General features: G+C 39.5%; 21 protein-coding genes and 3 tRNA genes. 15 read left to right on the top strand and 9 right to left on the bottom strand.

Annotated elements, in window-relative coordinates; translation table 11 throughout:
• Positions 1-8: 8 nt before the first annotated feature.
• Both ACTJJH_RS12360 and ACTJJH_RS12365 read left to right on the top strand, forming a co-directional pair.
• Positions 9-2279, top strand: a complete 2271-nt coding sequence (locus ACTJJH_RS12360) for an NADP-dependent malic enzyme (RefSeq protein WP_002118176.1) — start codon at positions 9-11, stop codon at positions 2277-2279.
• A gap of 91 nt (positions 2280-2370) precedes the next feature.
• Positions 2371-3609, top strand: a complete 1239-nt coding sequence (locus tag ACTJJH_RS12365) for a multifunctional CCA addition/repair protein (RefSeq protein WP_347737813.1) — start codon at positions 2371-2373, stop codon at positions 3607-3609.
• Between the two features lie 43 nt (positions 3610-3652).
• Here ACTJJH_RS12365 and ACTJJH_RS12370 read toward each other — a convergent pair whose 3' ends face one another.
• A complete protein-coding gene (locus ACTJJH_RS12370) occupies positions 3653-4828 on the bottom strand; it encodes a S1C family serine protease (protein ID WP_005068179.1) in 1176 nt (391 codons plus the stop codon).
• Positions 4829-5022: 194 nt separating this feature from the next.
• Between ACTJJH_RS12370 and ACTJJH_RS12375 the strand changes: the two genes are divergently transcribed.
• The 6 genes from ACTJJH_RS12375 to ACTJJH_RS12400 all read left to right on the top strand — a co-directional run bounded on the left by ACTJJH_RS12375 (position 5023) and on the right by ACTJJH_RS12400 (position 7616).
• Positions 5023-5781 (top strand): Nif3-like dinuclear metal center hexameric protein, encoded by a 759-nt coding sequence (locus tag ACTJJH_RS12375; RefSeq protein WP_347737812.1) that lies wholly within the window; start codon positions 5023-5025, stop codon positions 5779-5781.
• Positions 5782-5926: 145 nt separating this feature from the next.
• Positions 5927-6553 carry a superoxide dismutase gene (locus ACTJJH_RS12380; RefSeq protein ID WP_000208083.1) on the top strand — a complete coding sequence of 209 codons (627 nt, stop codon included), beginning with the start codon at positions 5927-5929 and terminating at the stop codon, positions 6551-6553.
• Between the two features lie 146 nt (positions 6554-6699).
• Positions 6700-6775: transfer RNA gene (locus tag ACTJJH_RS12385), tRNA-Asn, on the top strand.
• Positions 6776-6783: 8 nt separating this feature from the next.
• Positions 6784-6859 (top strand) — tRNA-Asn (locus tag ACTJJH_RS12390).
• A gap of 181 nt (positions 6860-7040) precedes the next feature.
• Positions 7041-7116 (top strand) — tRNA-Asn (locus ACTJJH_RS12395).
• Between the two features lie 56 nt (positions 7117-7172).
• Positions 7173-7616, top strand: coding sequence for a DUF2726 domain-containing protein (locus ACTJJH_RS12400; RefSeq protein ID WP_005068176.1), 444 nt, complete (start codon positions 7173-7175; stop codon positions 7614-7616).
• A gap of 4 nt (positions 7617-7620) precedes the next feature.
• Here the strand turns inward: ACTJJH_RS12400 and ACTJJH_RS12405 are convergent, their stop codons facing one another.
• The 5 genes from ACTJJH_RS12405 to glnA form a co-directional block, all read right to left on the bottom strand.
• On the bottom strand, positions 7621-7821 hold the full coding sequence (locus ACTJJH_RS12405) for a hypothetical protein (RefSeq protein WP_000082753.1): 201 nt from the start codon (positions 7819-7821) through the stop codon (positions 7621-7623).
• A gap of 103 nt (positions 7822-7924) precedes the next feature.
• On the bottom strand, positions 7925-9232 hold the full coding sequence (locus ACTJJH_RS12410) for a lipase family protein (RefSeq protein WP_440601189.1): 1308 nt from the start codon (positions 9230-9232) through the stop codon (positions 7925-7927).
• A 109-nt stretch (positions 9233-9341) separates the two neighbouring features.
• A complete protein-coding gene (gene ubiA, locus ACTJJH_RS12415; protein WP_284090356.1) occupies positions 9342-10220 on the bottom strand; it encodes a 4-hydroxybenzoate octaprenyltransferase in 879 nt (292 codons plus the stop codon).
• A complete protein-coding gene (locus ACTJJH_RS12420) occupies positions 10217-10726 on the bottom strand; it encodes a chorismate--pyruvate lyase family protein (RefSeq protein WP_032035713.1) in 510 nt (169 codons plus the stop codon). The genes ubiA and ACTJJH_RS12420 overlap by 4 nt, the downstream gene beginning before the upstream one ends.
• Positions 10727-10851: 125 nt before the next feature.
• The gene (gene glnA, locus ACTJJH_RS12425; RefSeq protein WP_002052696.1) at positions 10852-12267 is read right to left on the bottom strand and encodes a type I glutamate--ammonia ligase; all 1416 of its coding nucleotides are present in this window, start codon (positions 12265-12267) and stop codon (positions 10852-10854) included.
• A 763-nt stretch (positions 12268-13030) separates the two neighbouring features.
• On the opposite strand from glnA, the gene ACTJJH_RS12430 reads away from it, so the two are divergent.
• From ACTJJH_RS12430 to ACTJJH_RS12455, 6 genes are all read left to right on the top strand, one after another.
• Positions 13031-14590 (top strand): peptide MFS transporter, encoded by a 1560-nt coding sequence (locus tag ACTJJH_RS12430; protein WP_078225155.1) that lies wholly within the window; start codon positions 13031-13033, stop codon positions 14588-14590.
• A complete protein-coding gene (locus ACTJJH_RS12435; RefSeq protein WP_440601190.1) occupies positions 14587-16389 on the top strand; it encodes an aminopeptidase P family protein in 1803 nt (600 codons plus the stop codon). Before ACTJJH_RS12430 ends, ACTJJH_RS12435 begins: the two co-directional genes overlap by 4 nt.
• Positions 16390-16684: 295 nt before the next feature.
• On the top strand, positions 16685-17269 hold the full coding sequence (locus tag ACTJJH_RS12440) for an anthranilate synthase component II (RefSeq protein WP_000925673.1): 585 nt from the start codon (positions 16685-16687) through the stop codon (positions 17267-17269).
• Positions 17270-17278: 9 nt separating this feature from the next.
• On the top strand, positions 17279-18328 hold the full coding sequence (trpD, locus tag ACTJJH_RS12445) for an anthranilate phosphoribosyltransferase (RefSeq protein ID WP_141314266.1): 1050 nt from the start codon (positions 17279-17281) through the stop codon (positions 18326-18328).
• Between the two features lie 9 nt (positions 18329-18337).
• Positions 18338-19144, top strand: a complete 807-nt coding sequence (gene trpC, locus ACTJJH_RS12450; protein WP_032035720.1) for an indole-3-glycerol phosphate synthase TrpC — start codon at positions 18338-18340, stop codon at positions 19142-19144.
• A 9-nt stretch (positions 19145-19153) separates the two neighbouring features.
• Positions 19154-19849 (top strand): Smr/MutS family protein, encoded by a 696-nt coding sequence (locus tag ACTJJH_RS12455; protein WP_141314264.1) that lies wholly within the window; start codon positions 19154-19156, stop codon positions 19847-19849.
• A gap of 10 nt (positions 19850-19859) precedes the next feature.
• Here ACTJJH_RS12455 and xdhC read toward each other — a convergent pair whose 3' ends face one another.
• Genes xdhC through xdhA form a run of 3 tightly spaced genes read right to left on the bottom strand, consistent with a single transcriptional unit; the run spans position 19860 to position 24726 of the window.
• Positions 19860-20843 (bottom strand): xanthine dehydrogenase accessory protein XdhC, encoded by a 984-nt coding sequence (xdhC, locus tag ACTJJH_RS12460; RefSeq protein WP_284090301.1) that lies wholly within the window; start codon positions 20841-20843, stop codon positions 19860-19862.
• Between the two features lie 6 nt (positions 20844-20849).
• A complete protein-coding gene (gene xdhB / locus ACTJJH_RS12465; protein ID WP_440601191.1) occupies positions 20850-23225 on the bottom strand; it encodes a xanthine dehydrogenase molybdopterin binding subunit in 2376 nt (791 codons plus the stop codon).
• A 1-nt stretch (position 23226) separates the two neighbouring features.
• Complete coding sequence (xdhA, locus tag ACTJJH_RS12470; protein ID WP_440601192.1) at positions 23227-24726, bottom strand: xanthine dehydrogenase small subunit; 1500 nt, start codon at positions 24724-24726, stop codon at positions 23227-23229.
• 261 nt (positions 24727-24987) lie between these two features.
• Between xdhA and folE the strand changes: the two genes are divergently transcribed.
• On the top strand, positions 24988-25536 hold the full coding sequence (gene folE, locus ACTJJH_RS12475; RefSeq protein WP_002118643.1) for a GTP cyclohydrolase I FolE: 549 nt from the start codon (positions 24988-24990) through the stop codon (positions 25534-25536).
• The last annotated feature ends 44 nt before the right edge of the window (positions 25537-25580 follow it).

The following is a 25580-nucleotide window of genomic DNA, read 5'->3' on the forward strand; positions in this document are numbered from 1 at the left end:
AGACTCAGATGGACGATCAATCTTTAAAACAGGCCGCTTTAAATTACCATGAATATCCAAACCCAGGGAAAATCAGCGTCACCCCAAGTAAGCAACTTGTCAACCAACGAGATTTGGCTCTAGCCTACTCACCAGGAGTTGCTGCGCCATGTTTAGAGATTGAGCGTGATCCATCTGCTGCTGCTAAATATACAGCTCGCGGAAACTTGGTTGCCGTAGTCAGTAACGGTACAGCTGTTCTTGGTTTAGGTAATATTGGACCATTAGCGTCTAAACCTGTAATGGAAGGTAAAGGCGTACTTTTCAAGAAGTTTGCTGGTGTTGACGTATTTGACATCGAAATTGCAGAAAACGATCCAGATAAAATTGTAGATATTGTTGCCTCTCTTGAGCCAACTTTCGGTGGTATCAACCTCGAAGATATTAAAGCGCCAGAATGTTTCTATATCGAAAAGAAACTTCGCGAACGCATGAAAATTCCTGTATTCCATGACGATCAACACGGTACAAGTATCATTGTAGGTTCAGCTTTGCTTAATGCATTGCAACTTGTAAATAAGAAAATTGATGAAATCAAAATTGTAGCTTCAGGTGCAGGCGCTGCTGCCCTTTCTTGTTTAGACTTGCTTTGTGCTTTAGGCGTAAATAAAGAAAATATCATTGTTGCCGATTCTCGCGGTCTACTCACTACTTCACGTGAAGGCTTGGATGAATCGAAAAAACGTTATGTTCAAGACATTAAAGCAACTCAGTTACATGAAGTAATGGCTGGTGCTGATATGTTCTTGGGTCTTTCTGCTGCTGGTATTCTCACCAAAGAAATGGTGAAACAGATGGCTGAGAACCCTATTATTTTTGCTTTGGCAAACCCAGATCCAGAAATTTTACCTGAACATGCACATGAAGTACGTCCTGATGTAATCATGGCAACTGGTCGTTCTGATTATCCAAACCAAGTAAATAACGCATTATGTTTCCCTTACATTTTCCGTGGTGCACTTGACGTTGGTGCAACAACGATTAATGAAGACATGAAAATTGCATGTGTACATGCAATTGCACGTATGGCACATGTAGAAGCAGATGCAGCAACTTATGGCGAAAAATCTGCGTCATTTGGCCGTGACTATTTAATTCCACGCCCACTTGACCAACGTTTAATTTTAGAAATTGCTCCTGCTGTTGCTAAAGCTGCAATGGACTCAGGTGTCGCAACTCGTCCAATCGAAGATTTCTCTGCATACCGTCAAAAATTATCTGAGTTTGTTTATAACTCTGCATTCTTGATGAAACCGATTTTTGCTCAAGCAAAAACTGATCCTAAACGCATCGCATATGCTGAAGGTGAAGATGAGCGCGTATTACGTGCAGTGCAAATCGCAGTTGATGAAGATTTAGCTAAACCAATTTTAGTAGGACGTACTGCTGTAATTGAAGCTAATATCAAAAAATTAGGCTTACGTTTACAACATGGCGTAAATATTGAGATTGTAGATCAAGAACAAAACCCGATGTATGAAGAGTTTTGGAAAGACTACTATCAAACAATGCAACGCAAAGGCATTACTGTTGAATATGCTCAACGTGAAGCTCGTCGCCGTTCAACTTTAATTGCATCTTTACTGGTTAAATTTGGTAAAGCAGATGGTATGTTATGTGGTACTTACAGTAGCTATAACATTCACCTTGACTTTGTACGCAATGTCATCGGTCTAAAAGAAGGTATGAATAACTTCTTCACCTTAAATGCATTAATGCTTGAAGATCGTAACTTGTTTATTGCTGATACATACGTAAATACAAACCCGACTGCTGAACAACTTGCTGAAATGACTATTTTAGCAGCTGAAGAAGTACGTCGTTTTGGTATTACTCCGCGTGTAGCCCTGCTTTCTCATTCAAGTTTTGGTAGTGACCAGACTGACTCAAGTGCTCAAAAAATGCGTGAAGTTTATCGTATTTTATCTGAGCAAGCTCCTGAGCTTGAAGTTGAGGGTGAAATGCACGGTGATGCAGCATTAGACGAAAACATTCGTCAATTTGCATTCCCTGGCTCACGTTTCAAAGGTTCGGCAAACTTGCTCATTATGCCAAACCTAGATGCAGCAAATATTTCATTTAACTTGTTGAAAGCGACTTCTGGCAACAACGTTACTATTGGTCCAATTTTACTTGGGGCAGCAAAGCCTGTTCATATTTTAACACCGACAGCAACAACTCGTCGTCTTATCAATATGACTGCTTTAACTGTTGCTGAAATCCAACAACAAGAAAAGTAATTTAGAAACTGCTTTTTACGAAAAGCATCTCTAATGACTTGAGAAAACCTCTATTCTGTAGCATGATTGCTTGAAGAATAGAGGTTTTTTCATGCAAGTGTATTTAGTAGGCGGTGCCGTCCGTGATTTTTTACTTGGGCATCCCTATCAAGAAAAAGATTATGTTGTTGTCGGTGCAACGCCGGAACACATGCTCGCCCAAGGTTTTCAACCTGTAGGCAAAGATTTTCCTGTGTTTCTTCATCCTGAAACGAAAGAAGAATATGCACTTGCACGTACTGAAAGAAAATCTGGTAAAGGCTACCACGGCTTTCAATTTTTTACAGATACCACAGTAAGTTTAGAAGAAGATTTAATCCGCCGTGATTTAACCATCAATGCCATAGCAATGGATCAAGATGGCAAATTATACGATCCATATGGCGGTCAAACAGATTTAGAAAATAAAACTTTACGTCATGTTTCAGAAGCTTTTTCTGAAGATCCTTTACGTGTTTTACGTGTTGCACGTTTTGCGGCTCGCTATTCTTCATATGGTTTTCAGATTGCGCCAGAGACAATGCAGCTTATGCAAACCATGGCCGAATCGGGTGAGCTTGATGCCTTAACACCAGAGCGTGTATGGAAAGAGACTTCTCGCGCACTTTTAGAAGATCATGCAGATGTTTATTTTCAAACATTGCGTGACTGTGGGGCGTTGAAACATCTTTTCCCTGAAATTGACGCATTATTTGGTGTACCACAGCGCCCTGAATATCATCCAGAAGTGGACTGCGGCATACATACCTTAATGTCCTTACAGCAAGCTTGTAAGTCAAACTATTCGCTTGATGTTCGATTTGCTGTTTTAGTACATGATTTGGGTAAAGCATTGACTCCAGCTAACGAACTACCTCGTCACATCATGCATGAAGAACGTGGAGTAAAACCTGTTACCGAATTATGTGAACGTTTAAAAGTTCCAACTCAAACTCGACAGTTGGCATTATCAGTATGTAAAGAACATCTAAAATGTCATCAAATTATGTCGTTAAAACCGGGAACTGTATGGCGTCTATTACAGCGTCTAGATGTATTACGTCGTCCTGAGAGAGTGGAAGCATTTGTACAAGCATGTGAATGTGATGCTAAAGGAAGACTAGGTTTAGAAGACCGTCCGTATCCTCAAGCTCAGTACATGTTAGATGCGATGCAAATCGTTCGCTCTATTAAAGTTCAGGATTTACCTGAAAACATTAAAGGTGCTGAGATTGGTGAAATGCTCATTCAGTACCGTATTGATGCTTTAACTGAGTTCAAACATCAGCATCAAGCACTATCTCATACTTAATTGACACCAAGAAAAAAGCCTCATTATGAGGCTTTTTTTATCTTTACTGTTTAGGCAGCGGTATAAATTGTGATTGAGTATTTTGGTTTTTTCTTTCCCCTACTGTCACCACAAAGTTTTGTTGCTTCCCATCTCGCTCAACCATTACATTAATTTCGCTGTTAGGCGCTTGTAATGCAACGTAATTAATCAAATGAGATGCTGAAGTGATTTGTTGATTATTCACCTGAATAATTTTATCACCAATCTTAATACCTGCTGATGCAGCTGGACCATTTTTCAAGACATCTGCAACCACAACACCAATTTGCTGTTTAGGTGCCAATACATCTTCTTGTGTAGGCGGTACTAAACTAATCCCTAACCATCCACGGACTACACGGCCATCTTTCAAAATTGAGTTTAAAACTTGTTGGCAAACTTTAGCGGGAATTGCAAAACCAATTCCTAAAGAACCACCTGACTGAGAGAAAATAGCAGTATTTACACCAATTAAATTCCCAGCCACATCAATTAATGCTCCACCAGAGTTACCTGGATTAATTGCGGCATCTGTTTGAATAAAGTCTTCATAGGTATTAATGCCTAAATCAGAGCGTTCAGTCGCAGAAATAATACCTTGAGTTACCGTTTGACCTACGCCAAATGGGTTACCAATAGCCAAGACAACATCACCTACTTCATTACCACTTAGCTTAAATGGCAACACAGGTAATTTATCTAAGTCGATTTTAATTACAGCTAAATCAGTATCAGGGTCTGTTCCAACAATCGTTGCTTCTGCACGACGGCCGTCATGTAATGCAACTACAATCTGATCAGCTTGAGCAATCACATGATTATTCGTCAAAATATAACCATCAGCTCGTACAATAACCCCAGAGCCTAAGCTATTTTCATTTTGCTGTTGTTGTTCAGGAACCTGATTTCCAAAAAATTCGCGGAATACTGGATCACTTAATAATGGATGATTTTGTTTAACTTTCTGGGTCGTAAAAATATTAACAACTGCTGGCGCTGCAACTTTTACCGCAGCGCTATAAGATACCACCCCGCCCGCTCTCGAAGTATCAACGAGTGGTTCAACTTTCTCAGCAGGCATTTGCACCCCATCAACTGCAACAGTTGGTTTCGGCTGATGGTATTTTTGCCATGCAATAAAACTGGCAATTACAATAATAAGTAACACCCAAGGTAACCATGTAAAGGTGCGGCGCACGTTCATATCCTCTACGCAAAGAAGTTTTTAATTAAATTAATATATTGAACAAAAAGAGTTTTCAGTTAAGCATTTTAAATTAAATATGTCGATATACATAAAAAAGTCAAAAAAGATTTGTCTAGCTTTAGTTACACAACAAAATATGTTTCTATAGCTTTAGCAATTATTTACTACTCAATTCAGGAAATATCATGGCAAATTTGCATGAAATTATTCAGTGGTGCGACCAAACCTTAAAAGCGGCAGAATTTAAAGATTACGCACCAAATGGCCTGCAAATTGAAGGTTCAACTGAAGTAAAACGTATTGTTTGTGCGGTTACTGCTTCCGAAGATGCGATTGATGCAGCAATTGCTCAAAATGCAGATTTATTACTCGTACATCATGGTTATTTTTGGAAAGGCGAACCGTATCCAATTACTGGAATGCGAGGCAACCGCATTAAAAAACTCATTCAAAATAATATTTCATTAGTCGCTTATCATCTACCTTTAGATGCCCACCCAACTTTGGGTAACAATGTAGCCATTGCAGAAAAACTAAACTTGCAGAATTTAGAACCACTCGATTTAACAGAGAAACATCCAATTGGTAATATTGGTTATTTAGAGCAAGCAGTTTCTGTAGATGAGTTTAAAGCACAGCTTCAAAACAGTTTTGATTTTAAGGTAATTCACTTGCCCTCAGAAAAACAAAGTATTCAAAAAGTAGGCTTCTGTACAGGTGGCGCTCAAGATTTTATTGCTAAAGCTGCTTTGCAAAATTGTGATGCTTACATTTCAGGTGAAGTCAGTGAACGAACTTTTTATGAAGCGAAAGAATTAGGGGTTCACTATTTCGCCTGTGGTCACCATGCTACTGAGCGTTATGGAGTTCAGCGTTTGGCACAAGCGATCTCAAAACAGTTTTCAATTGAAGCTGAATATTTTGAATTGAATAATCCGATTTAATTAAGTCTTTTTTTCAATCTGTGTTATGCGTATTAATTAGATCTTTATTGTGTATAGTTCTTTAAAACGATGCCCTATTGTTACCAGAATCATTTACAATAGAGCCACTTAATTGTATAACCCAGCAAATGCAAGGAATAGGAACATGACAACCATTACTTTACCTGCACTTCCATATGGCTATGATGATTTAGCGCCACATATTAGTAAAGAAACTTTAGAATACCATCACGATAAACACCACAATACCTATGTTGTTAACTTAAACAACTTAATCAAAGGGACTGACCTTGAAGGTAAAACTTTAGAAGAAATCATTAAAGCGACTGCTGGTGATGCATCTAAAGCTGGTATTTTCAACAATGCTGCTCAAGTTTGGAACCACACTTTCTACTGGAACAGCATGAAGCCAAATGGTGGTGGTAAGCCTACTGGCGCAATCGCTGCTAAAATTGACGAAGCTTTTGGTAGCTACGAAAAGTTTGCAGAAGAATTTACTGCTGCTGCAACAACTCAATTCGGTTCAGGTTGGGCTTGGTTAGTTGCTGATGAAGTAAACGGTAAATTATCTATTACTAAAACTTCTAATGCAGACACTCCACTTGCACATGGCCAAATTGCTGTATTAACAATTGACGTATGGGAACATGCTTACTACATCGATTTCCGTAACTTACGTCCTAAATACATCGCAACTTTCCTAGAAAGCCTTGTGAACTGGGACTATGCAAATGCAAAACTTGCAGGTCAACCAGCTGGTGTAGAGAAATAATTTTATTTCTTTATGAAAAACCACCCTATTTGGGGTGGTTTTTTTATTTTTAATACAGCAAAAGCATATTAATCAAGCAAACGATTCATTTTCTTTAATATTCTTATTGACGCTTTTAGATTTCATCCATAAAATGCGCATCAGATTCTCCAATAGCTCAGTCGGTAGAGCGACGGACTGTTAATCCGCAGGTCCCTGGTTCGAGCCCAGGTTGGAGAGCCATCTACTAATCTCCCATAGCTCAGTCGGTAGAGCGACGGACTGTTAATCCGCAGGTCCCTGGTTCGAGCCCAGGTGGGAGAGCCAAGATTCTAAAAGCCCGCATTTATTGCGGGTTTTTTCTTTTCTAATGATTTAATAATTTTTCATTATTTTGAATAAAATCAATGTTTCGAGTATTTTTAAACCAAACGATTAGATATTCACTCTAATTCTGTTATTAAGGCTTGACCCAGCCCTCTTTCCTGCCTAAAATCCTTTTCCAGATTCTCCCATAGCTCAGTCGGTAGAGCGACGGACTGTTAATCCGCAGGTCCCTGGTTCGAGCCCAGGTGGGAGAGCCAAGATTCTTAAAAACCCACTCATCATGAGTGGGTTTTTATTTGTATGATGCCTTCACATGTTCGAATCGAGTCACTTATTTTTTATTGTTTTAGGTTGCGTAAGCACCTGTATTTTTCTTCTTGTTTGTTTACGCCCTTATTTATTTCCAAAACAAAAATTCTTTGCTCGCCCTGTCATTACAAACTTTGAAACTCAAATGTTTATACGTTTAAAACAAAGTTTTCCAAATTATCATGTGTTAGCACAAGTGGCGTTTAGCGCATTAATTACCAGTAATGACTATAAAATTCGTAGTCAGTTCAATCGTAAAGTTACTGACTTTGTTGTGCTCAACGACAAGATGGAAGTCATGGCCATCATTGAACTAGATGACCCTACCCATCTTGAAAAAGTAGAAGAAGACCGTATTCGTGATCAAATGCTTACTGAAGCAGGCTATCTTGTAAAGCGTTACACAAATATTCCTACTGTACGCCAATTACAAAAGGATATTCATTAACAAGCTATTTCGATTCAGAATTTGCAGCTTCTTTCTCAGCTATTCTTTTTGCCATCTCTAAACGCTGTTGTTCATATTGTTTTTTATTCTTAGCATCGCTTTTTGCAGCCAAGAAAAGTATTCCAATAATTAGAAAAGGAATAAGTAAACCTAATCCCATTAATAACCAAGGAACAGATTTTTTTTCAACAGGTTGCTGGCTCATAAGTTCTTCAAACTCAAATAGTATCAAATCAAACTGTGTAACAATATAACAAAAAAGGCCCTTTTCAGGACCTTTTTAATTTGAAGATTTTAAATACAAAAAATTATTGTGCTATTCCAGTACATTCAACATTCTTACTAGCATCTATTACTGATGGATCAAGCACTATATTTGTTTTAGCTGGCATCTTAGATTGAACAAATTGATAAATTTCAGCATTTCTACATACAATCGCCTGAGTATGGGCAGCTCCAACAACAGGTACAAATGTCACATCAGTTCCCATTTTTTTAAGTCCCTCTTGTAAGGCATTAGTAACAGGATATGGTACAGCCATATCCGCAGTACCTTGAACAATCATGACTGGTGAATTAATTTTTTTGGTAGCAGGTTGATTATCTACCAAGAATTTTTGTACCGTTGGATTCTCCTGGAAATTACCAGCTAGGCCTGGATAATCTAGAACTGTTTTACCAGTATTAGTCGCAAGAAAATCTCGAATATCATCTGCAAATTTATTATGCAAATCAGTTAAACAGACTCCATTTTCACCCGTAGTGCCTTCTGCAAACTCAGCTATACTTTGAGAACGTTGTTGAAAGATTGCACGATAATTAAATTTAGGTTCATAAGCAGTAATACCCACTGTGGTATATGCAGCATATGCAAGTAGCTCGGCATACACTTCCACAGCCGTACCAACAGGTGCGGTACCAGCCTGCTCTTTTTGAAGAATGTCTCTAATTGCTTGCGGAGCAACTACAGAAATAATATAGCCAAGACTAGAGGCTGGTGCTGTTGCAACCGCTCCTTTGTAGTTACTGTCGTTATTAGCAAATTCAGCTGTTCCTAATGAAGCATGACCTCCTTGAGATTGTCCAATCGACATCCATGAACTATTCAATTGACTACCGTAATGATCTTTAGCAGCTTTAACTGCTGCAATTGCAGATTTAGCCTCACTTCCCAAATTAAGGTATGGATGCATCCCTCTAGTACCTAAACCTTCATAGTCAGGTGCCACAATCACATATCCAGCAGCTAATAAAGTATCAGCTAAAATTTTAAAGCGTGGATTAATCATATTATTACTTGGTGCACAACTATCCCCTACTCCTACAGTGCCGTGCTCCCATACCACTACGCGATAACCATCCTTTGGTTGAGCAACTTTCGGGAACATGACTAAAGCGGTTGCTTCAGCTGTTTTCCCTTGTACATTCACCATGTTATAAGTCATTACTTTTATAGATGAAGCGCCACTTAAGGTATCCTTAGAATAGGCTTTTTCAGAAACATAAGTTTTATCGGGATTAACACCAATATAGTCATCATCATCGTCATTACATGCTGTAAGAAATAATGCTGAAATTGATAATGTTATAGCTAAAGCAATTTTTGACCGTTTCATAGAATATCCTTTTTATGTGTTATTTATTCCGCATATTTTTATGCACAAATATTAAGACATAAAAAAAGTGCTCTGCATAGAACACTTTTCAACCTCACGGTCATTTTTACTATATGAAATTTAAAAATATTCCTAGAAAAATGATTAATCCCACCCAACGATTGTGACGAAATGCCCAAAAACATACTTGAGGGTTGCGGTCTTTGGTTTTAATTGTTTGATATACAAAATCAAAAGCCACTACAACTAAAGCAATAATTGCCCAGGGGAATAAAATATTTTCTAAATATAGTGCAGTACCAATCAAAACAAGACTAGTTGCTTGTAAAAGAGCAATAATCTGAATGTCATATCGACCAAAAAGAATAGCTGTAGATTTCACGCCAATCTTTAAATCATATTCACGATCTGTAATTGCATATTGAGTATCATAAGCCACAGTCCAAGCCAAATTACCAAAATAGAGCAACCAGCAAGTCAAATCTGGAGTTTTACCTACCGCGGTAAAAGCCATAGGAATTGACCATGAAAATGCTGCGCCTAAAAATACTTGGGGTAAATTGGTATAGCGTTTCATAAATGGATAAATAAACGCTAAAAATAATGCGCCAAATGACCAATAAAAAGTTTCTATAGGTAAAAAGAACAAAAGACATGCGCTTGCTAAAACAAGACCCAAGAAAACGTATACGGCTTCCCTTGCGCGAATAACTCCCGTTGCTAAAGGGCGCGTTTTAGTACGCTCAACATGGGCATCTACTTTACGATCAGCAAAGTCATTAATCGCACATCCAGCAGCGCGCATAAAAATCACGCCTAAAATCATGACAAATAAAATACCTAAATCAGGTATTCCTTTTGATGCAACCCAAAGTGCCCACATGGTTGGCCAAAACACCAGTTCAGTACCAATTGGCTTATCAAATCGACATAGATAATAATAAGCCTCTAAACGCTGACGCCATGTTGTGCCTGTTGCAGTCGTCATAGTAATTCCTTGTCGTGCTGCTGATTTAAAAAAGCTTCAAAAGCCGGTAAGAATGTTTCTTGGACGATAAATTTACATCCATGCCAAGTATAGCAACTTTGTCGCGTCCAGCCTTCTGGCAAACGAATGACACGACGGTCACAAAGCGGAGTTGTTCTTTGAAATAGGAAAAAGCCAATCGGTTTAGAACCGATGTGCTGAAATATACGCGCTCTTTTTTGTAAGCTTTGAATTGGAAAAATACTTTTTGCTTTCACCCACGGCTCTGCCTCACAACCATATAAATAGGTTTCCCTTACCCATGAAGTATGAGCATGAGGTATGTTCATCCATTGACTATCTGCCAAAGTTAAACGCTGAAAGTGCTCTTTAAAGGGCTTCACACTGAACTGGCCACCACCAAGCTCAGTGAGTTGTTGAGTCAGAGAACCAGAAGCATACAACCATGTTTTCAACTCAGGATTTAAAGCCTTTTCCTGTTTAAGTACTGGTTGTCGTTTACGCATAATCTGCTCACATGAAAACTCGCACTTAGTTTACTCCAATTTTTTGATAAAAAACGTAGAGAATTCAATCAACATTCCAGGCAATAAAAAAGCCTGCATATGCAGGCTTTTTTACGAAATACGTATTACAAGCTGTAGTACATATCGAATTCAACTGGATGAGTAGTCGTGTTAAGACGACGTACATCTTCAGTTTTAAGTTCGATGTATGCATCAAGCATTTCTTTAGTGAACACGCCGCCTTTTAACAAGAATTCGTGGTCTGCTTGAAGTGCTTCAAGAGCCATATCTAAGCTATGAGCAACTGTTGGGATTTTTGCTTCTTCTTCTGGAGGAAGATCATACAAGTTCTTATCAGCAGCTTCGCCCGGATGGATCTTGTTTTGGATACCGTCGATACCAGCCATTAACAATGCAGCGAAACCTAAGTACGGGTTCATCATTGGGTCTGGGAAACGAGCTTCGATACGCTTACCTTTAGGGCTAGAAACGTATGGAATACGGATAGAAGCAGAACGGTTACGTGCTGAGTAAGCAAGCATGATTGGTGCTTCGAAGTGAGGAACCAAACGCTTGTATGAGTTTGTAGATGGGTTTGTGATTGCATTCAATGCACGAGCGTGCTTGATGATACCACCGATGAAATACAATGCCATTTCTGAAAGGCCTGCATATTCATCACCAGCAAACAAGTTTTTGCCATCTTTAGAGATAGACATGTGAACGTGCATACCAGAACCGTTATCACCTACCATTGGTTTAGGCATAAACGTAGCTGTTTTTGCATATTGATGTGCAACGTTCCAAACAGCATATTTGAACTGTTGAACTTCGTCAGCTTTACGTACAAGTGTATTGAAGCTCACACCAATTTCTAACTGGCAAGAAGCAACTTCGTGGTGATGTACTTCTACACGACCTGGACCCATGATGTCTTCGATTTTTGCACACATTTCTGCACGCATATCTTGTGAAGAATCAACTGGAGGAACTGGGAAGTAACCGCCTTTAACACGTGGACGGTGACCAGAGTTACCAGACTCGTAGTCTTTACCAGTAGACCAAGCAGCTTCTTCAGCGATTAATGTATGACGAGCGCCAGACATATCGATGTCCCACTTCACTTCGTCAAATACAAAGAATTCTGGTTCTGGACCAAAGAATGCAGTATCACCGATACCTGTAGATTTTAAGTATTCTTCTGCACGGCGAGCAATCGAACGTGGGTCACGCTCATAACCTTGACCAGTTGAAGGTTCAATAACGTCACAAGTCACAACTACAGTTGGTTCAGCAAAGAACGGGTCGATAAAACCAGTTTCCGCATCTGGACGTAAAATCATGTCAGATGCTTCAATGCCTTTCCAACCAGCGATTGAAGAACCATCAAACATTTTACCGTCTTCAAAAGTATCTTCATCAATAGAATCAGCTGGGTAAGTTACGTGCTGCTCTTTACCCTTAGTATCAGTAAAGCGAAAATCGACCCATTTTGCGCCACTTTCTTGTATGAGTTGAAGGACCTTGTTCGCCATGCTCATTTTGCTCCAATGAAATTTTGTTGCACTTGTTAAGTGCGTGTTAGTTGCTGGTATTTATATAGCAATTCTCATACCAACTTTATAAGACTTACCTAAAACATTGAATTGCTTATAACTATCCATGATTTAGGCCCCTTGTCTTGAACCCATTATACTGTTTGCATAGTTAAATGCACCATATTCAGACATTTTCAAATTATGGCATACAAGAATAGCTCGCAATCGCCCTAATTTAGTGCAAAATTGTTGCGCTAATATGAATCACCGCATCAATATCTAACAGTAATTTGTGATCATAATACTTTCTTATATAGAAATCTGACTTTCTTACTGTAATGCTTAAAAATAATAATCTATTCCCGATGGAACTGTTAATTTCTAAATTAGACCATGGTATCTACAATATGCCTTTGCCAAAAAAGTTTGAACATAAATACGATTTCTAAGTAACTCTACACAATTTTTTTAAATAACATCAATTACCACTCTTCACTGCCCATCCATAGAAAGGTTGAGGTTTTAAAGTGTTAATTTAATTTTTCTTATCGTAGTTTTACGCTTGGGCTGGTCTGGTCAGCTTTGGTGCAGCAAGAGGAATCTTTTCGACTGATAATTTCAACTTTCTAATTTTTTTACCATTTGTTATATACCTTTTTTATACATGACCAACTTGCTTTTTCATTTTAAAAAATCTAAAAAATAAAACATAACTTTTTTTTATAATTAAACAAACTAAAAGTTTTGTTTTATCTAAACTACAAATATGTTCAAAGGATTTGAAATGAAGCATGAACTCGAACAATATGACAGAGCTTTTTTCGGCCATCCAAAACCATTAAAAACTTTATTTTTTACAGAGCTTTGGGAAAGATTTTCTTATTATGGCATTCGGCCTTTACTCGTTCTTTATATGATTGCAATGGTTAATGACGGTGGTTTAGGTCTTGACCGTCCAACTGCAGCCGCAATTGTTGGGTTATTCGCTGGATCTATGTATTTAATGACCGTTTTTGGTGGCTGGATTGCCGATAACTGGTTAGGTCAGGCACGATCAGTCTGGTATGGTTCTATTATTATTGCACTAGGTCATTTATCTATTGCCCTCACTACCATTTTTGATCAATTCTTTTTTTATTTCGGTTTAGTATTAATTGTTTTAGGTACCGGATTATTTAAAACCTGTATTTCAGTGATTGTCGGAACGTTATATAAAGCTCAAGATAGTAGGCGCGATGCTGGTTTTTCCATTTTTTACATGGGGATTAATTTAGGTTCTTTTATTGCTCCTCTTCTTACAGGCTTATTAGCACGTGATCATAACTGGCACTTAGGTTTTGGAATTGGTGGCCTTGGGATGTTAGTTGCATTACTTATTTTTCGTGTATTGGCTGTTCCTCAGTTACAAACTTTTAATGAGTTACGTCAAGAAAATGACAATTGGAATAAACCTGTCGTACAAAACAAAAATGCACCAAAAATTGCTTTCTCCTTTTTACTATCTGTTGCAGTCGTTATTGCTCTTACCTTATTTGGTGTCATTCATATCAATCCGGTCGAGGTAGCAACTTATTTAACAGTTGGGATTGGTATTGGGATTATTGCTTATTTTGCATATTTACTGCTTTTCCTGAATTTAGAACAACATGATAAATTTAAAATTATTATTTGCTTTGTTTTATTAGCAGCCTCTGCCCTATTCTGGTCAGCTTTTGAACAAAAGCCCACAACTTTTACTTTATTTGCACAAGACTATACAGATCGTATGTTTTTTGGATTTGAGATTCCAACTGTATGGTTTGAATCAATTAATGCCCTATTCATTATTATTTTTGCCCCAGTTGCAGCATGGCTTTGGGCAAGACTAGGTAAATCAAATAAAGACCCAAGCTATATCAGCAAATTTATTATTGCATTGTTATTCGCAGCAGGTGGCTTTCTTGTTATGTCTTTTGCTAGTCGTTTCGCAATTGCTGGCGGGCTAGTTTCACCATTTTGGTTAGTAGGAACTTTATTTTTACTTACCATAGGAGAACTGTGTTTAAGCCCAATTGGGCTATCAACCATGACTAAACTTGCACCTGATGTCATACGCGGTCAAATTATGGGGCTATGGTTTACTGGCACAGCTTTAGGTAATCTCATCGCTGGCTTAATTGGCGGGCATGTATCAGCAGATAATATTGATCATTTACCAAATCTCTTTATGCGATGCGTTTTGGCATTAGTCGTTGGTGCAATCGTGTTATTTTTATTAAAGAAACCTATCAATAGATTAATGAACAAAAGTACCAGTAAAGTTCAACCTGAGTTGGAAACTATATGAGCGTTTTAACTGTTCCAGAAAAACTTGAGAAACTTCGTCAACTCATGCGCAATCAGCATATTGATGCTTTGATTGTGATGAGTGCCGATCCCCATATGTCAGAATATTTACCAGACTACTGGAAAGTAAGGCAGTGGTTAAGCGGTTTTAGTGGTTCTGTTGGTACGCTTGTGGTGACCCAAAAGTTTGCAGGTCTATGGGCGGATGGTCGCTATTGGGTACAAGCCGAGCAACAACTCGCTGAAACTGGCTTTCAATTACAAAAACTCACCAGTGATGAGTCTTCAACACATCTCGCGTGGATTGAGAAAAATTTATCAACTGGTTCGGTCATTTCAGTAAATGGACAAACGCTTTCAATCCAGCAATTTAAAGCTTTGGAAAATACGGCAAAACAACGTGGCTTTAAACTTGAAACACAGCAAGATTTAATTGGTTCGATCTGGTCTAATCGTCCAGAACTTCCTTTAGAGCAGATTCATTTAATGCCTGAAGGGTTAAATGCCCTATCTCGTAAAGAGAAAATTCAGGCTATTCGTGAAACTTTACATAGCAAGAAGATTGCGGGTCATTTCATTTCATCTTTAGACGATATTGCATGGATCTTAAATGCACGTGGGCAAGATGTAGAATATAACCCTGTGTTCCTTTCACATTTATATATCAGTACTCAACAGGCTGTTTTATTTGTTGATAGCAACAAAGTTGATTTAACTATCCAACAAGCTTTCAAAGCTGATGGTATTGAGATTCGTGACTACGAAGATACAGCTAAGTTTTTAGCGAATATTTCTGATGCTTCAGTGCTTTTAGATCCAGCCAAAGTATCGATTTTTCATGAACAAGCCATCGCAAAAGATATTCGGATTGTCTACGACATCAACCCAAGTACACTTTTTAAATCGCGTAAACATGAAACTGAAATAGCTCATATCCGTCACGCAATGGTTAAAGATGGTGTCGCACTTTGTCACTTTTTTCACTGGTTAGAAAAAGCACTTCATCAAAGTCAACGCATTTCAGAACTCACTATTGATGAGAAGATTACAGCTTTCCGTGCTGAGCAAAACGGATTTATAGGCCCAAGTTTTTCAACGATTGCTGGCTTTAATGCTAATGGTGCTTTACCTCACTACCGTGCAACTGAAGAGCACTATTCATTTATTGAAGGCGATGGTCTATTGCTGATTGACTCAGGTGGGCAATATGTAGATGGAACAACGGATATTACTCGTGTTGTTCCTGTAGGCACGCCAACAGGGCAACAAAAACGTGACTATACTCTGGTTTTAAAATGTCACATTGCTTTGGCAAAAACGATTTATCCAGAAGGTTTAGCTGCACCACTACTCGATTCAATTTGCCGCCATACTTTATGGCAATATGGTTTAGATTATCGCCATGGCACAGGTCACGGTGTAGGCTTTGCACTTAACGTTCATGAAGGTCCGCAAGTTCTTTCTTATTACGCGCCTATACATGCCTATAGTAAGTTGCGTGAAGGAATGATTCTCTCTAATGAACCGGGCTTATACCATGAAGGACAATACGGCATTCGTATTGAAAATCTGGTTGCAAACAGACTTCACTCAGGGTTTGAGAAAACCTACGGCGATTTCTTAGAGTTTGAAACGCTAACCCTTTGCCCTATTCATTTAGATTGTATCATCGTTGACATGCTAACGAATGAAGAGAAAGACTGGTTAAATGGTTACCATCAAACTGTTCAAGAAAGACTGGCCGAACATTTATCTGGCGATGTTTTAGATTGGCTGATCTATAACACACGTAAGATTTAATCTTCTTTTTATTTAAGGCAGAATAGTTTTTTTATTTACAATAGAAGCTTATTCTGCCTTATTTGTACTTATCTATAATTTCAAAAAGCCTCACTTCTTAAACCATTTTTTCTGCAAATTTCTAACGAATGAAATAGTTAAACTGGTTACTTCTTTTTTTGCTATATTAGCCCATTAGAAAACGGCTTCTTATTTTTCAAACCTAAAAAGCCTTTTCTAAAAACGGGTATCAATATGGTTAACTATTTTAGTCACTTATTAAATATATTTTAATTATCATGAGGTTAAGTTCATCATGCTTCTAATGATCGACAATTACGACTCTTTTACCTACAACATCGTCCAGTATTTTGGCGAGTTGAATCAGGAAGTAAAAGTAGTTCGCAATGATCAAGTCACATTAGAGGATATTGAACGATGGCAACCTAAATATCTCGTGATTGGTCCTGGTCCTTGCTCTCCAAGTGAAGCTGGTATTTCAATTCCTGCAATTAATCACTTTGCCGGAAAAATACCTTTGCTTGGCGTGTGTTTAGGACATCAAAGTATCGGGCAAGCTTTTGGCGGGAAAATTGTAAGAGCTAAAACGGTGATGCACGGACGTTTATCTGATATGTACCACAGCAATAAGGGTATTTTCAGTAATCTTCCTAGCCCATTCTCGGCAACTCGTTATCACTCTTTGGTGATTGATCAAGAAACGCTGCCTGATTGCCTTGAAGTAACATGCTGGACCAATGAAGCAGATGGCTCAATGGAAGAAATCATGGGTGTTAAACATAAGACATTGCCTGTTGAAGGTGTGCAGTTTCATCCTGAATCAATCTTGAGTCAACATGGCCATCAAATCTTTAAAAACTTTTTAGATATTTATGCATAAGTGATCCCTATGAATATTCAACAAGCACTTAACCATATAACAAAAAATATTCACCTGACTCAGCCGCAAATGGAAGACATTATGCGTAGCATCATGCAAGGTGAGGCAACCGAAGCACAAATTGGTGCTTTGATGATGGGCCTTCGCATGAAAGGTGAAAGTATTGACGAAATTACTGCTGCTGCACGTGTCATGCGTGAATTTGCCATCAAAATTGATGTCAGCGATATCAAATATTTAGTTGATATTGTCGGCACGGGTGGTGATGGTCAAAACTTATTTAACGTCTCTACAGCTTCAAGCTTTGTAATTGCGGCGGCAGGTGCAACCATTGCAAAACATGGCAACCGAGGCGTTTCAAGCAAATCAGGTTCATCTGACTTGCTTGAGCAAGCAGGTATTAATCTTGATTTAGACATGCAACAAACCGAACGCTGCATCCGTGAGATGGGTGTAGGGTTTTTATTTGCTCCAAACCACCATAAAGCAATGAAATATGCTGTTGGACCACGTCGAGAGCTTGGTATTCGCAGCATTTTTAATTTACTTGGCCCGCTTACGAATCCGGCTGGTGTAAAACGCTTTGTGATTGGCGTATTTTCAGATGAACTTTGTAGTCCAATTGCCGAAGTGATGAAGCAGCTTGGTGCTGAACATGTCATGGTTGTCCATTCAAAAGATGGTCTTGATGAAATAAGTCTTGCCGCTCCCACTGCTATTGCCGAACTCAAAGATGGCGAAATTACTGAGTGGACGCTTAATCCTGAAGATGTCGGAATTGAGTCGCAAACTTTAAGTGGTTTGGTTGTCGCTGATGCAACAGCAAGTCTAAAGTTAATTAAAGATGCTTTAAGCAAAAATAAATCCGATATTGGTGAAAAAGCAGCAAACATGATTGCGCTTAATGCAGGTGCAGGCATCTATGTGGCGGGCATTACCAAAACTTATGCTCAGGCTGTTACATTCGCTCAAGATATTATCTATGGCGGACAGGCTTTAGAAAAAATGAGTGTTTTGGCTGAATTTACCAAAACATTAAAGCAATCTCAGGCAGATTAAGGATTTCTCATGATTAATATTCAAAATACCATTTTAGGTAAAATTGTTGACCGTAAACATGAGGAACTTGCTGCGCGTTTAAAACAACGTAATTTGCAAGATGTTGAAGAACTAGCAAAAGCTGCGACTCCAGTTCGAGGCTTTGCAAATGCTTTAAAACATAAACGCCCTGGTGTGATTGCTGAAATTAAAAAAGCGTCTCCATCAAAAGGAATCATTCGCGCAGACTTTAATCCTGCCGAAATTGCCCAGCAATATGAACAAGCTGGAGCAGCATGTCTATCGGTACTGACCGATGTTGATTTCTTTCAGGGAGCAGATGAAAATATTGCGATTGCTCGCAATCATTGTGCCCTCCCTGCTTTACGTAAAGACTTTCTGATTGACCCATATAATGTAGTTGAAGCTCGTGCTTTGCATGCTGACTGTATTTTATTAATTGTTGCTTGTTTGTCTGACCAGCAACTCGAAGAAATGTCTAAAACTGCGTTTGAACATCAACTTGATGTATTGGTTGAAGTTCATGACGAAGAAGAAATGGAACGCGCTTTAAAGCTTTCTGAGCAATGTTTATTAGGCGTGAATAACCGTAATTTAAAAACGTTTGATGTAGATTTAAATACATCCATTCGATTGAAAAAATTACTTCCGACCTCACGTTTATTAATTACTGAAAGCGGTATTGCGACACCAGATGATGTACATATGATGCAAGAGCATGATATTCACAGCTTCTTGGTGGGCGAAAGTTTTATGAAACAACCTCGTCCAGATCAAGCTTTTACTGCCCTTTTTGGACAACCCCAAACGGTTTAATGAAGATATATGAGTAATAAAGATTCATCGCTTTCTAAAGAGCAACAGAAGTTATTGAAGCAATTTAAAAAGCAAATCTCCAATCCTCATTCAAGCAAAATCACAAATCAGCCTGAGACTAAAAAATCTCAGGCTGAGTCTGAAGAATTGGAAGATACCCATCTGTTTCAACAGGCTGTTGCAGGTGTAAAACGCATCAACAATAGCAATGTTGCCGATGTAAAAACACCTCGTGCCAGAAAAGTCGACGCACAAACGCTAGCGAAACGTGCAGCTGCCGAAGGTGGTCGTGACACCGAACATGCCGAGTTATCAGATACGCAAGCTGCTTTAAATCCGGTCGCAAGCCAAGCAACGCTAAGCTATCGCATTGCGACTCTTCAACATAAAGTTTTTGAAGACTTAAAAGCAGGCAAGATGCGTTGGTTTGAAGCTGTAGATTTACACGGCTGCACGATTGAGCAAGCACGTGACGCAGTTTTACAAATTATCCAGATGGCAAAAGATGAAAATCAAAATGTCATCAAAATTGTGCATGGTAAAGGCCCTGAAGCGATCTTAAAAACCTATGTCAACGGATGGTTACGTCAACACCGCGATGTTTTGGCCTTCGTAAGTGCACCTGAAAATCAAGGTGGTACAGGTGCCGTTCTCGTACTGCTTAAACGTGCAGAAAAAAATCCTAAGTTCGAACAAAAAAAATGATCCTTTGGGATCATTTTTTTACATCAAATACTTGTAATAATTGAGCAACTACTGCAATGGCAATCATTGCAGGTTGTTTCGATGAAATCCCTTCTATCCCGATTGGGCAAACCAAACGTTGTAATGTTTCCTGAGTATAACCACGTATTTGCATACGCTTTTCAAAAATAGCCCTTTTACTTTTTGAGCCAATCATCCCAACATAAGCAAATGGTTTTGCCGCAGGTTTCAAGGCTGAAAAACATAGTTGCAAATCTAATTGATGGTCATGAGTTAATATTAAAATTGCGCCTGAACGGTCAAAATGCTCGATCTCGGCTTCTAAGGTATCAGTCGTTAAGCATTGCACCTGTTGCAGTAAATCTGGTGGGAAAATATCATCACGTGGATCAATCCATTTCACCCGAACACCAATAGGCAATAAACAACGGACAATTGCTTCACCCACATGCCCTGCACCACAAATCAGCACTTGCATGACATTTGGTTGAATCTGCTGGCCAAATTGCCATTCTTCACTGCTGCCAGAATGAAACTCGAAACTTGGTTGTTGCTTCATATCCATAGTCTGCCAAGTGGATGCATATTGATGTGAGACGTTACGCCATATATGCTTTCCAGCTCGCCATGCTTGCAAACTCACAGATAAATCCGACGCAATTTCAGCGGGTGATATTTTTTCAAACAATAACCACATTACTCCGCCACAACACTGCCCTAACCGAGCACTGAGGTTAAAGCGTTCAATACGTCTCACACAAGTTTCCGTTTCTTTTAACATTGCTTTAGCAATATCAATAGCCTGAAACTCTAAATGCCCACCGCCGATCGTATCTGACTGCTGCCATTGCTGTTGCAAATTAAACCGCAACAACATGGTTGCACCAACCTCTCGCGGTGTAGAACCATCAGCGCGGACTACTGTGACCAATACCATAGGCAGAGCATCAACTTGCCACGCTACAAAATCAGTCCACCATTGTAAATGTTGCATAATCTTCTACATTTTAGCCTGTGGGCGAGCAGCCAAAGCTTGTCCCCGTCCAATCGCAATTGCACGTAAAATTTCCTCGGCAGTTGCTGGAGCATTGAGCACGAGCGGAGCTTTTTCGGGAATAGCCGCCTGTACCGCCTGACGAATTGCAGAGAAAACAGATAATGCCAACATAAATGGGGGTTCACCTACCGCTTTGGAGCGGTAAATGGTGTCTGCCTGATTTTGATTATTGAACAGTTTGACATTAAAAATATGAGGAATATCTACACTGGTCGGGATTTTATAAGTTGAAGGCGCATGGGTAAACAAACGGCCTGCGTGTGGTCCCTGCGGCTGCCAATACAGCTCTTCTGTCGTAAGCCATCCCATCCCTTGCACAAAACCGCCTTCAATTTGTCCAATATCAATTGCAGGGTTAATTGACCGCCCGACGTCATGCAAAATATCAGCGCGCAATACTTTCATTTCCCCAGTTAAGGTATCTATTGCGACCTCACTAACCGCTGCACCATAGGCATAATAGAAAAATGGACGCCCTAAATGGTTGACCTGATCATAGTGAATTTCTGGAGTTTTATAAAAACCACTGTCCCATAGTTGTACACGTGCCATATATGCTCGTTGAACCAAGTCAGGAAATGTCCATGAATGACCATTCGCTGTTGAAACCATACTATCTTCAAACTGGACTTGTTCAGCTTCACTTTGACTTATTTCGGCTACAAGTTTAGCCAGACGCTCACGAATTTTAATACAGGCATTTTGAACAGCTTTACCGTTTAGATCTGCGCCACTTGATGCTGCAGTTGCCGAAGTATTTGGCACACGAGAAGTATCGGTTGCAATTAAACGAACGCTATCGATTGGTAAACCCAACTCATGTGCAGCGACCTGCCGTACTTTGGTATATAGCCCTTGTCCCATTTCTGTACCACCGTGCGTAATCGCGACAGTGCCATCCATGTAGACATAGACCAGTGCACCTGCCTGATTGTAATGCACGGCGTTAAACGAAATACCAAACATTAATGGGGTTAACGCAATACCACGTTTAATGATGTCATTGTTCTGATTAAAGGCCTGAATGTCTTGTTTGCGTTTCGCATAATCGCTAGTCTGCAATAATTCAGCTACCAATTTTGGCGCAACATTATCACGGACTTCTGCCCCATAGTGCATACGGTCACGTCCAGCACCGGGCTGTTCGGCAAAGAAATTACGTTGACGAATTTCAACCGGGTCACAACCTAAATAACGAGCAATGTCATCAATAATATTTTCGATGACAAACATGCCCTGCGGTCCACCGAAACCACGATATGCCGTGTTAGAAACAGTATTGGTTTTACAACGTAAGTTACGTAGCTCAACTGCATTTAGATAATAGGCATTGCCAATATGGCAAATCGCACGTTCATTCACTGGCCCAGAAAGATCAGCGGAAAAGCCGCAGTTTGAAGCCAGTTGCACCTTTAAGCCTTGCAGAACACCACTCTCATCAAAGGCTACAGACCACTCATAAGCAAAACCGTGACGTTTGCCTGTAGCACTCATGTCATCATCACGATCCAAGCGTAATTTACACGGACGACCTGTTTTTTGTGCTGCCAAAGATGCAATGCATGCCCACTGTGCCGACTGCGACTCTTTACCGCCAAAACCTCCACCCATACGGCGGCTTTCCACACTCACCTGATGCATATTCATGCCTAGTGCATGACAAATCAGTAACTGCATTTCGGTTGGATGTTGCGTCGAACAATAGACTTTTAAGCTCTGATTTTCTTGTGGAATCGCATAGGAAATCTGACCTTCTAAATAAAAATGCTCTTGCCCACCCAGCTCAATGGTTCCAGAAAGTTGATGGGCTGCGTTTTGAAATGCCTGTTCAACTTCACCATGGCTAAATTCAACAGGCGGTAACACCCACGATTCTTTTTCAATTGCATCTTGAATCGTTAAAATTGGGGTTTCGGGCACATACTCAATTTTTGCTAAGCGAACTGCCTGACGGGCTTGCTGATAACTCTCAGCAACAACCACGAACAAGGCTTGTCCATAAAACTCAACCTGCTCTTCGGCAAAAATTGGGTCATCTTTTACAATTGGTCCCCAATTATTTTCAACATCAATATCCTTTGCCGAAAAAACTGCATGAACACCGTCAGCCTGACGCACGGCATCCAAATCAAATTTAATAATTTTGCCTTTGGCACAATTTGAAAATCCGACTGCCAAATGCATGGTATTTTCAAGCTCAGGTAAATCATCAATATAAGTTGCCTGCCCAGTCACATGTAAATGTGCACTTTCGTGTGGAATCGAGTCGCCTGCTTTAGCTGATTTTTTAGAAATATTTAAGTCAATGGTTTGATTCATTTTAGATCTCCACCATAGCGATCAAGTCATTCACACGAGTGATCGTTTGAGACAGGATTTTTTCTACATAAAAACGCTGTAAACAGTTTTTCGCGACGTGTAAACGATATGCCGAGCTAGCACGTCCATCATCTAAAGGCTGATAGTCTTTTGACAAGGCCTCTTGTGCCAGAACGATCAATTCTGCTGTAAGTTGCTGACCTTCCAATATAGATTCTGCATATTTTGCACGTTTAGGAATAGCTGCCATACCACCAAAAGCAATTCTTACATTGTGAGCGACATCATCATTATCTAAATCGCATGAAATGGCTGCACATACCGCAGAAATATCTTGCTCAAAACGTTTGGCAATTTTATAGCTGGCAAATTTAAAACGTGTCTGCCCTTCGCGAAGCGGAATAACAATCGCCTCAACAAACTCACCAAGTCGTAATGCTGTTTTTTGATAGTCTAAATAAAAGTCTTCCAAAGCAATTTCACGGGTCTGCTCACCTACACGCAAAATCAATCGTGTACCTAGCGTAATTAATGCCGGCATTGAATCGCCAATCGGCGAACCATTGGCAATATTTCCACCTAGTGTTCCTGCATTTTTAATCGGCATGGAAGCAAAACGGCGCTGTAATTCTTGAAAGTCGGGATAAAAATCTGAAATTTTAACGAGTGCATCGCTCAAACTTACATTTGCTCCAATCGTTAAAGCATGGTCTGTGACTACAATCTTTTTCAGCTCTTCAACCTGGCCAATATAAAGCATATCGCCCAAATCACGGCCCTGCTTTGTTACCCACAAACCGACATCTGTGCTACCCGCAACAATACGCGCTTGCGGCAACTGCAAGCGCAATACGGCAAAATCTTGCAAAGTCTTTGGTGCAAAAAATTGTTGACCATGATCATTTAAATGTAATGCAGGTAATGTTCTGATCTCTTTTAATACATCAATTATTTTTTGACGGTTTAATAAAACGCGCGGATAGTCATATGCTTTTTGTGCTGCATCTAAAATAGGGCGATAGCCTGTACAGCGACATAAGTTTCCAGAAAGATAATCACTGATTTTATCTTTGCTTGGAGAATTTTGTTCATTTTCATACATTGACCATAACGACATGATAAAACCGGGTGTACAAAAACCGCATTGTGAGCCATGCATATCGACCATTGCCTGTTGTACCGGATGAAGTGTCCCATCTTGTACAGGCAATAAGCTACGAAGGTCTTCTACTGTAAATAGGGCCTTACCATCTAAAGTCGGTAAAAACTGAATACACGCATTCACACTGCGTAATTGCAGGTTGTCATTGACCAGTTCACCAATCACTACTGTACATGCACCACAATCGCCCTCAGCACATCCCTCTTTTGTACCAGTCTGCCTAGTCTTACCAGTTTGGGTATATTCTCGTAGAAATTGTAAAACCGTCATTGTGGGTACTACATTTTCTACTTGCTGCTGACCACCACGGAAAAAGAAGGTGATTGGACGTTCTAACATGTTTTATCCTTATGCTTTATAATAATGCTTCTGTGCAAATATGATGCCATTACGCGATCATTTAGAACTTACCAATATTAAGCGCACATTTCATGTCCAAACACTTGACTATTAACGATAAAAAACATGAAATTTATTCATCTTTTATTAAGCTTGCGCAAAACCAAAATAAATATAGTGCGAGGATTTATGAACATCAGGTCATGTTTCTGATACAATGCCGAGCTTGTCTAATAGAGTAAATTTATACGTCTTATGTCAATGCAGCAATCGTACGCAAATATCCTGACTGCCGTCGGTGAAGATCTTGATCGTCCCGGCCTTAAAGATACGCCTGTGCGTGCGGCTAAAGCTTTTTCATATTTAACTTCTGGCTATAGTAAAACTTTAGAAGAAGTCACCAATAATGCTGTTTTCCCATCAGATAACCATGAAATGGTATTGGTGAAGAATATTGAATTCTATTCGCTTTGCGAACATCATCTCCTCCCATTCTACGGCCGTGTTCATGTTGCCTATTTACCGGAAGGCAAAGTTCTTGGCTTATCTAAATTTGCACGAATTACCGAGATGTTTGCTCGCCGTTTGCAAATTCAGGAAAATCTGACTCAACAAATCGCAGAAGCTGTCGCAGAAGTGACTGGTGCTCGCGGAGTTGCTGTAGTCATCGATTCAGCACATATGTGTATGATGATGCGTGGTGTAGGTAAACAAGAATCTACAACCCGTACAGTTTCATTTGTCGGCGATTTTAAAACCGACAAAGAAGCGCGTCGTGAATTTTTAAGTGCAGTACCAGAAAGTTATTAATCCGGTTTTACTGCCAAAATAAAAGCCCGCCGAAGTTGGGCTTT

Source organism: Acinetobacter sp. 22301 (genome assembly GCF_052045285.1).
Lineage (GTDB): Bacteria > Pseudomonadota > Gammaproteobacteria > Pseudomonadales > Moraxellaceae > Acinetobacter > Acinetobacter pittii.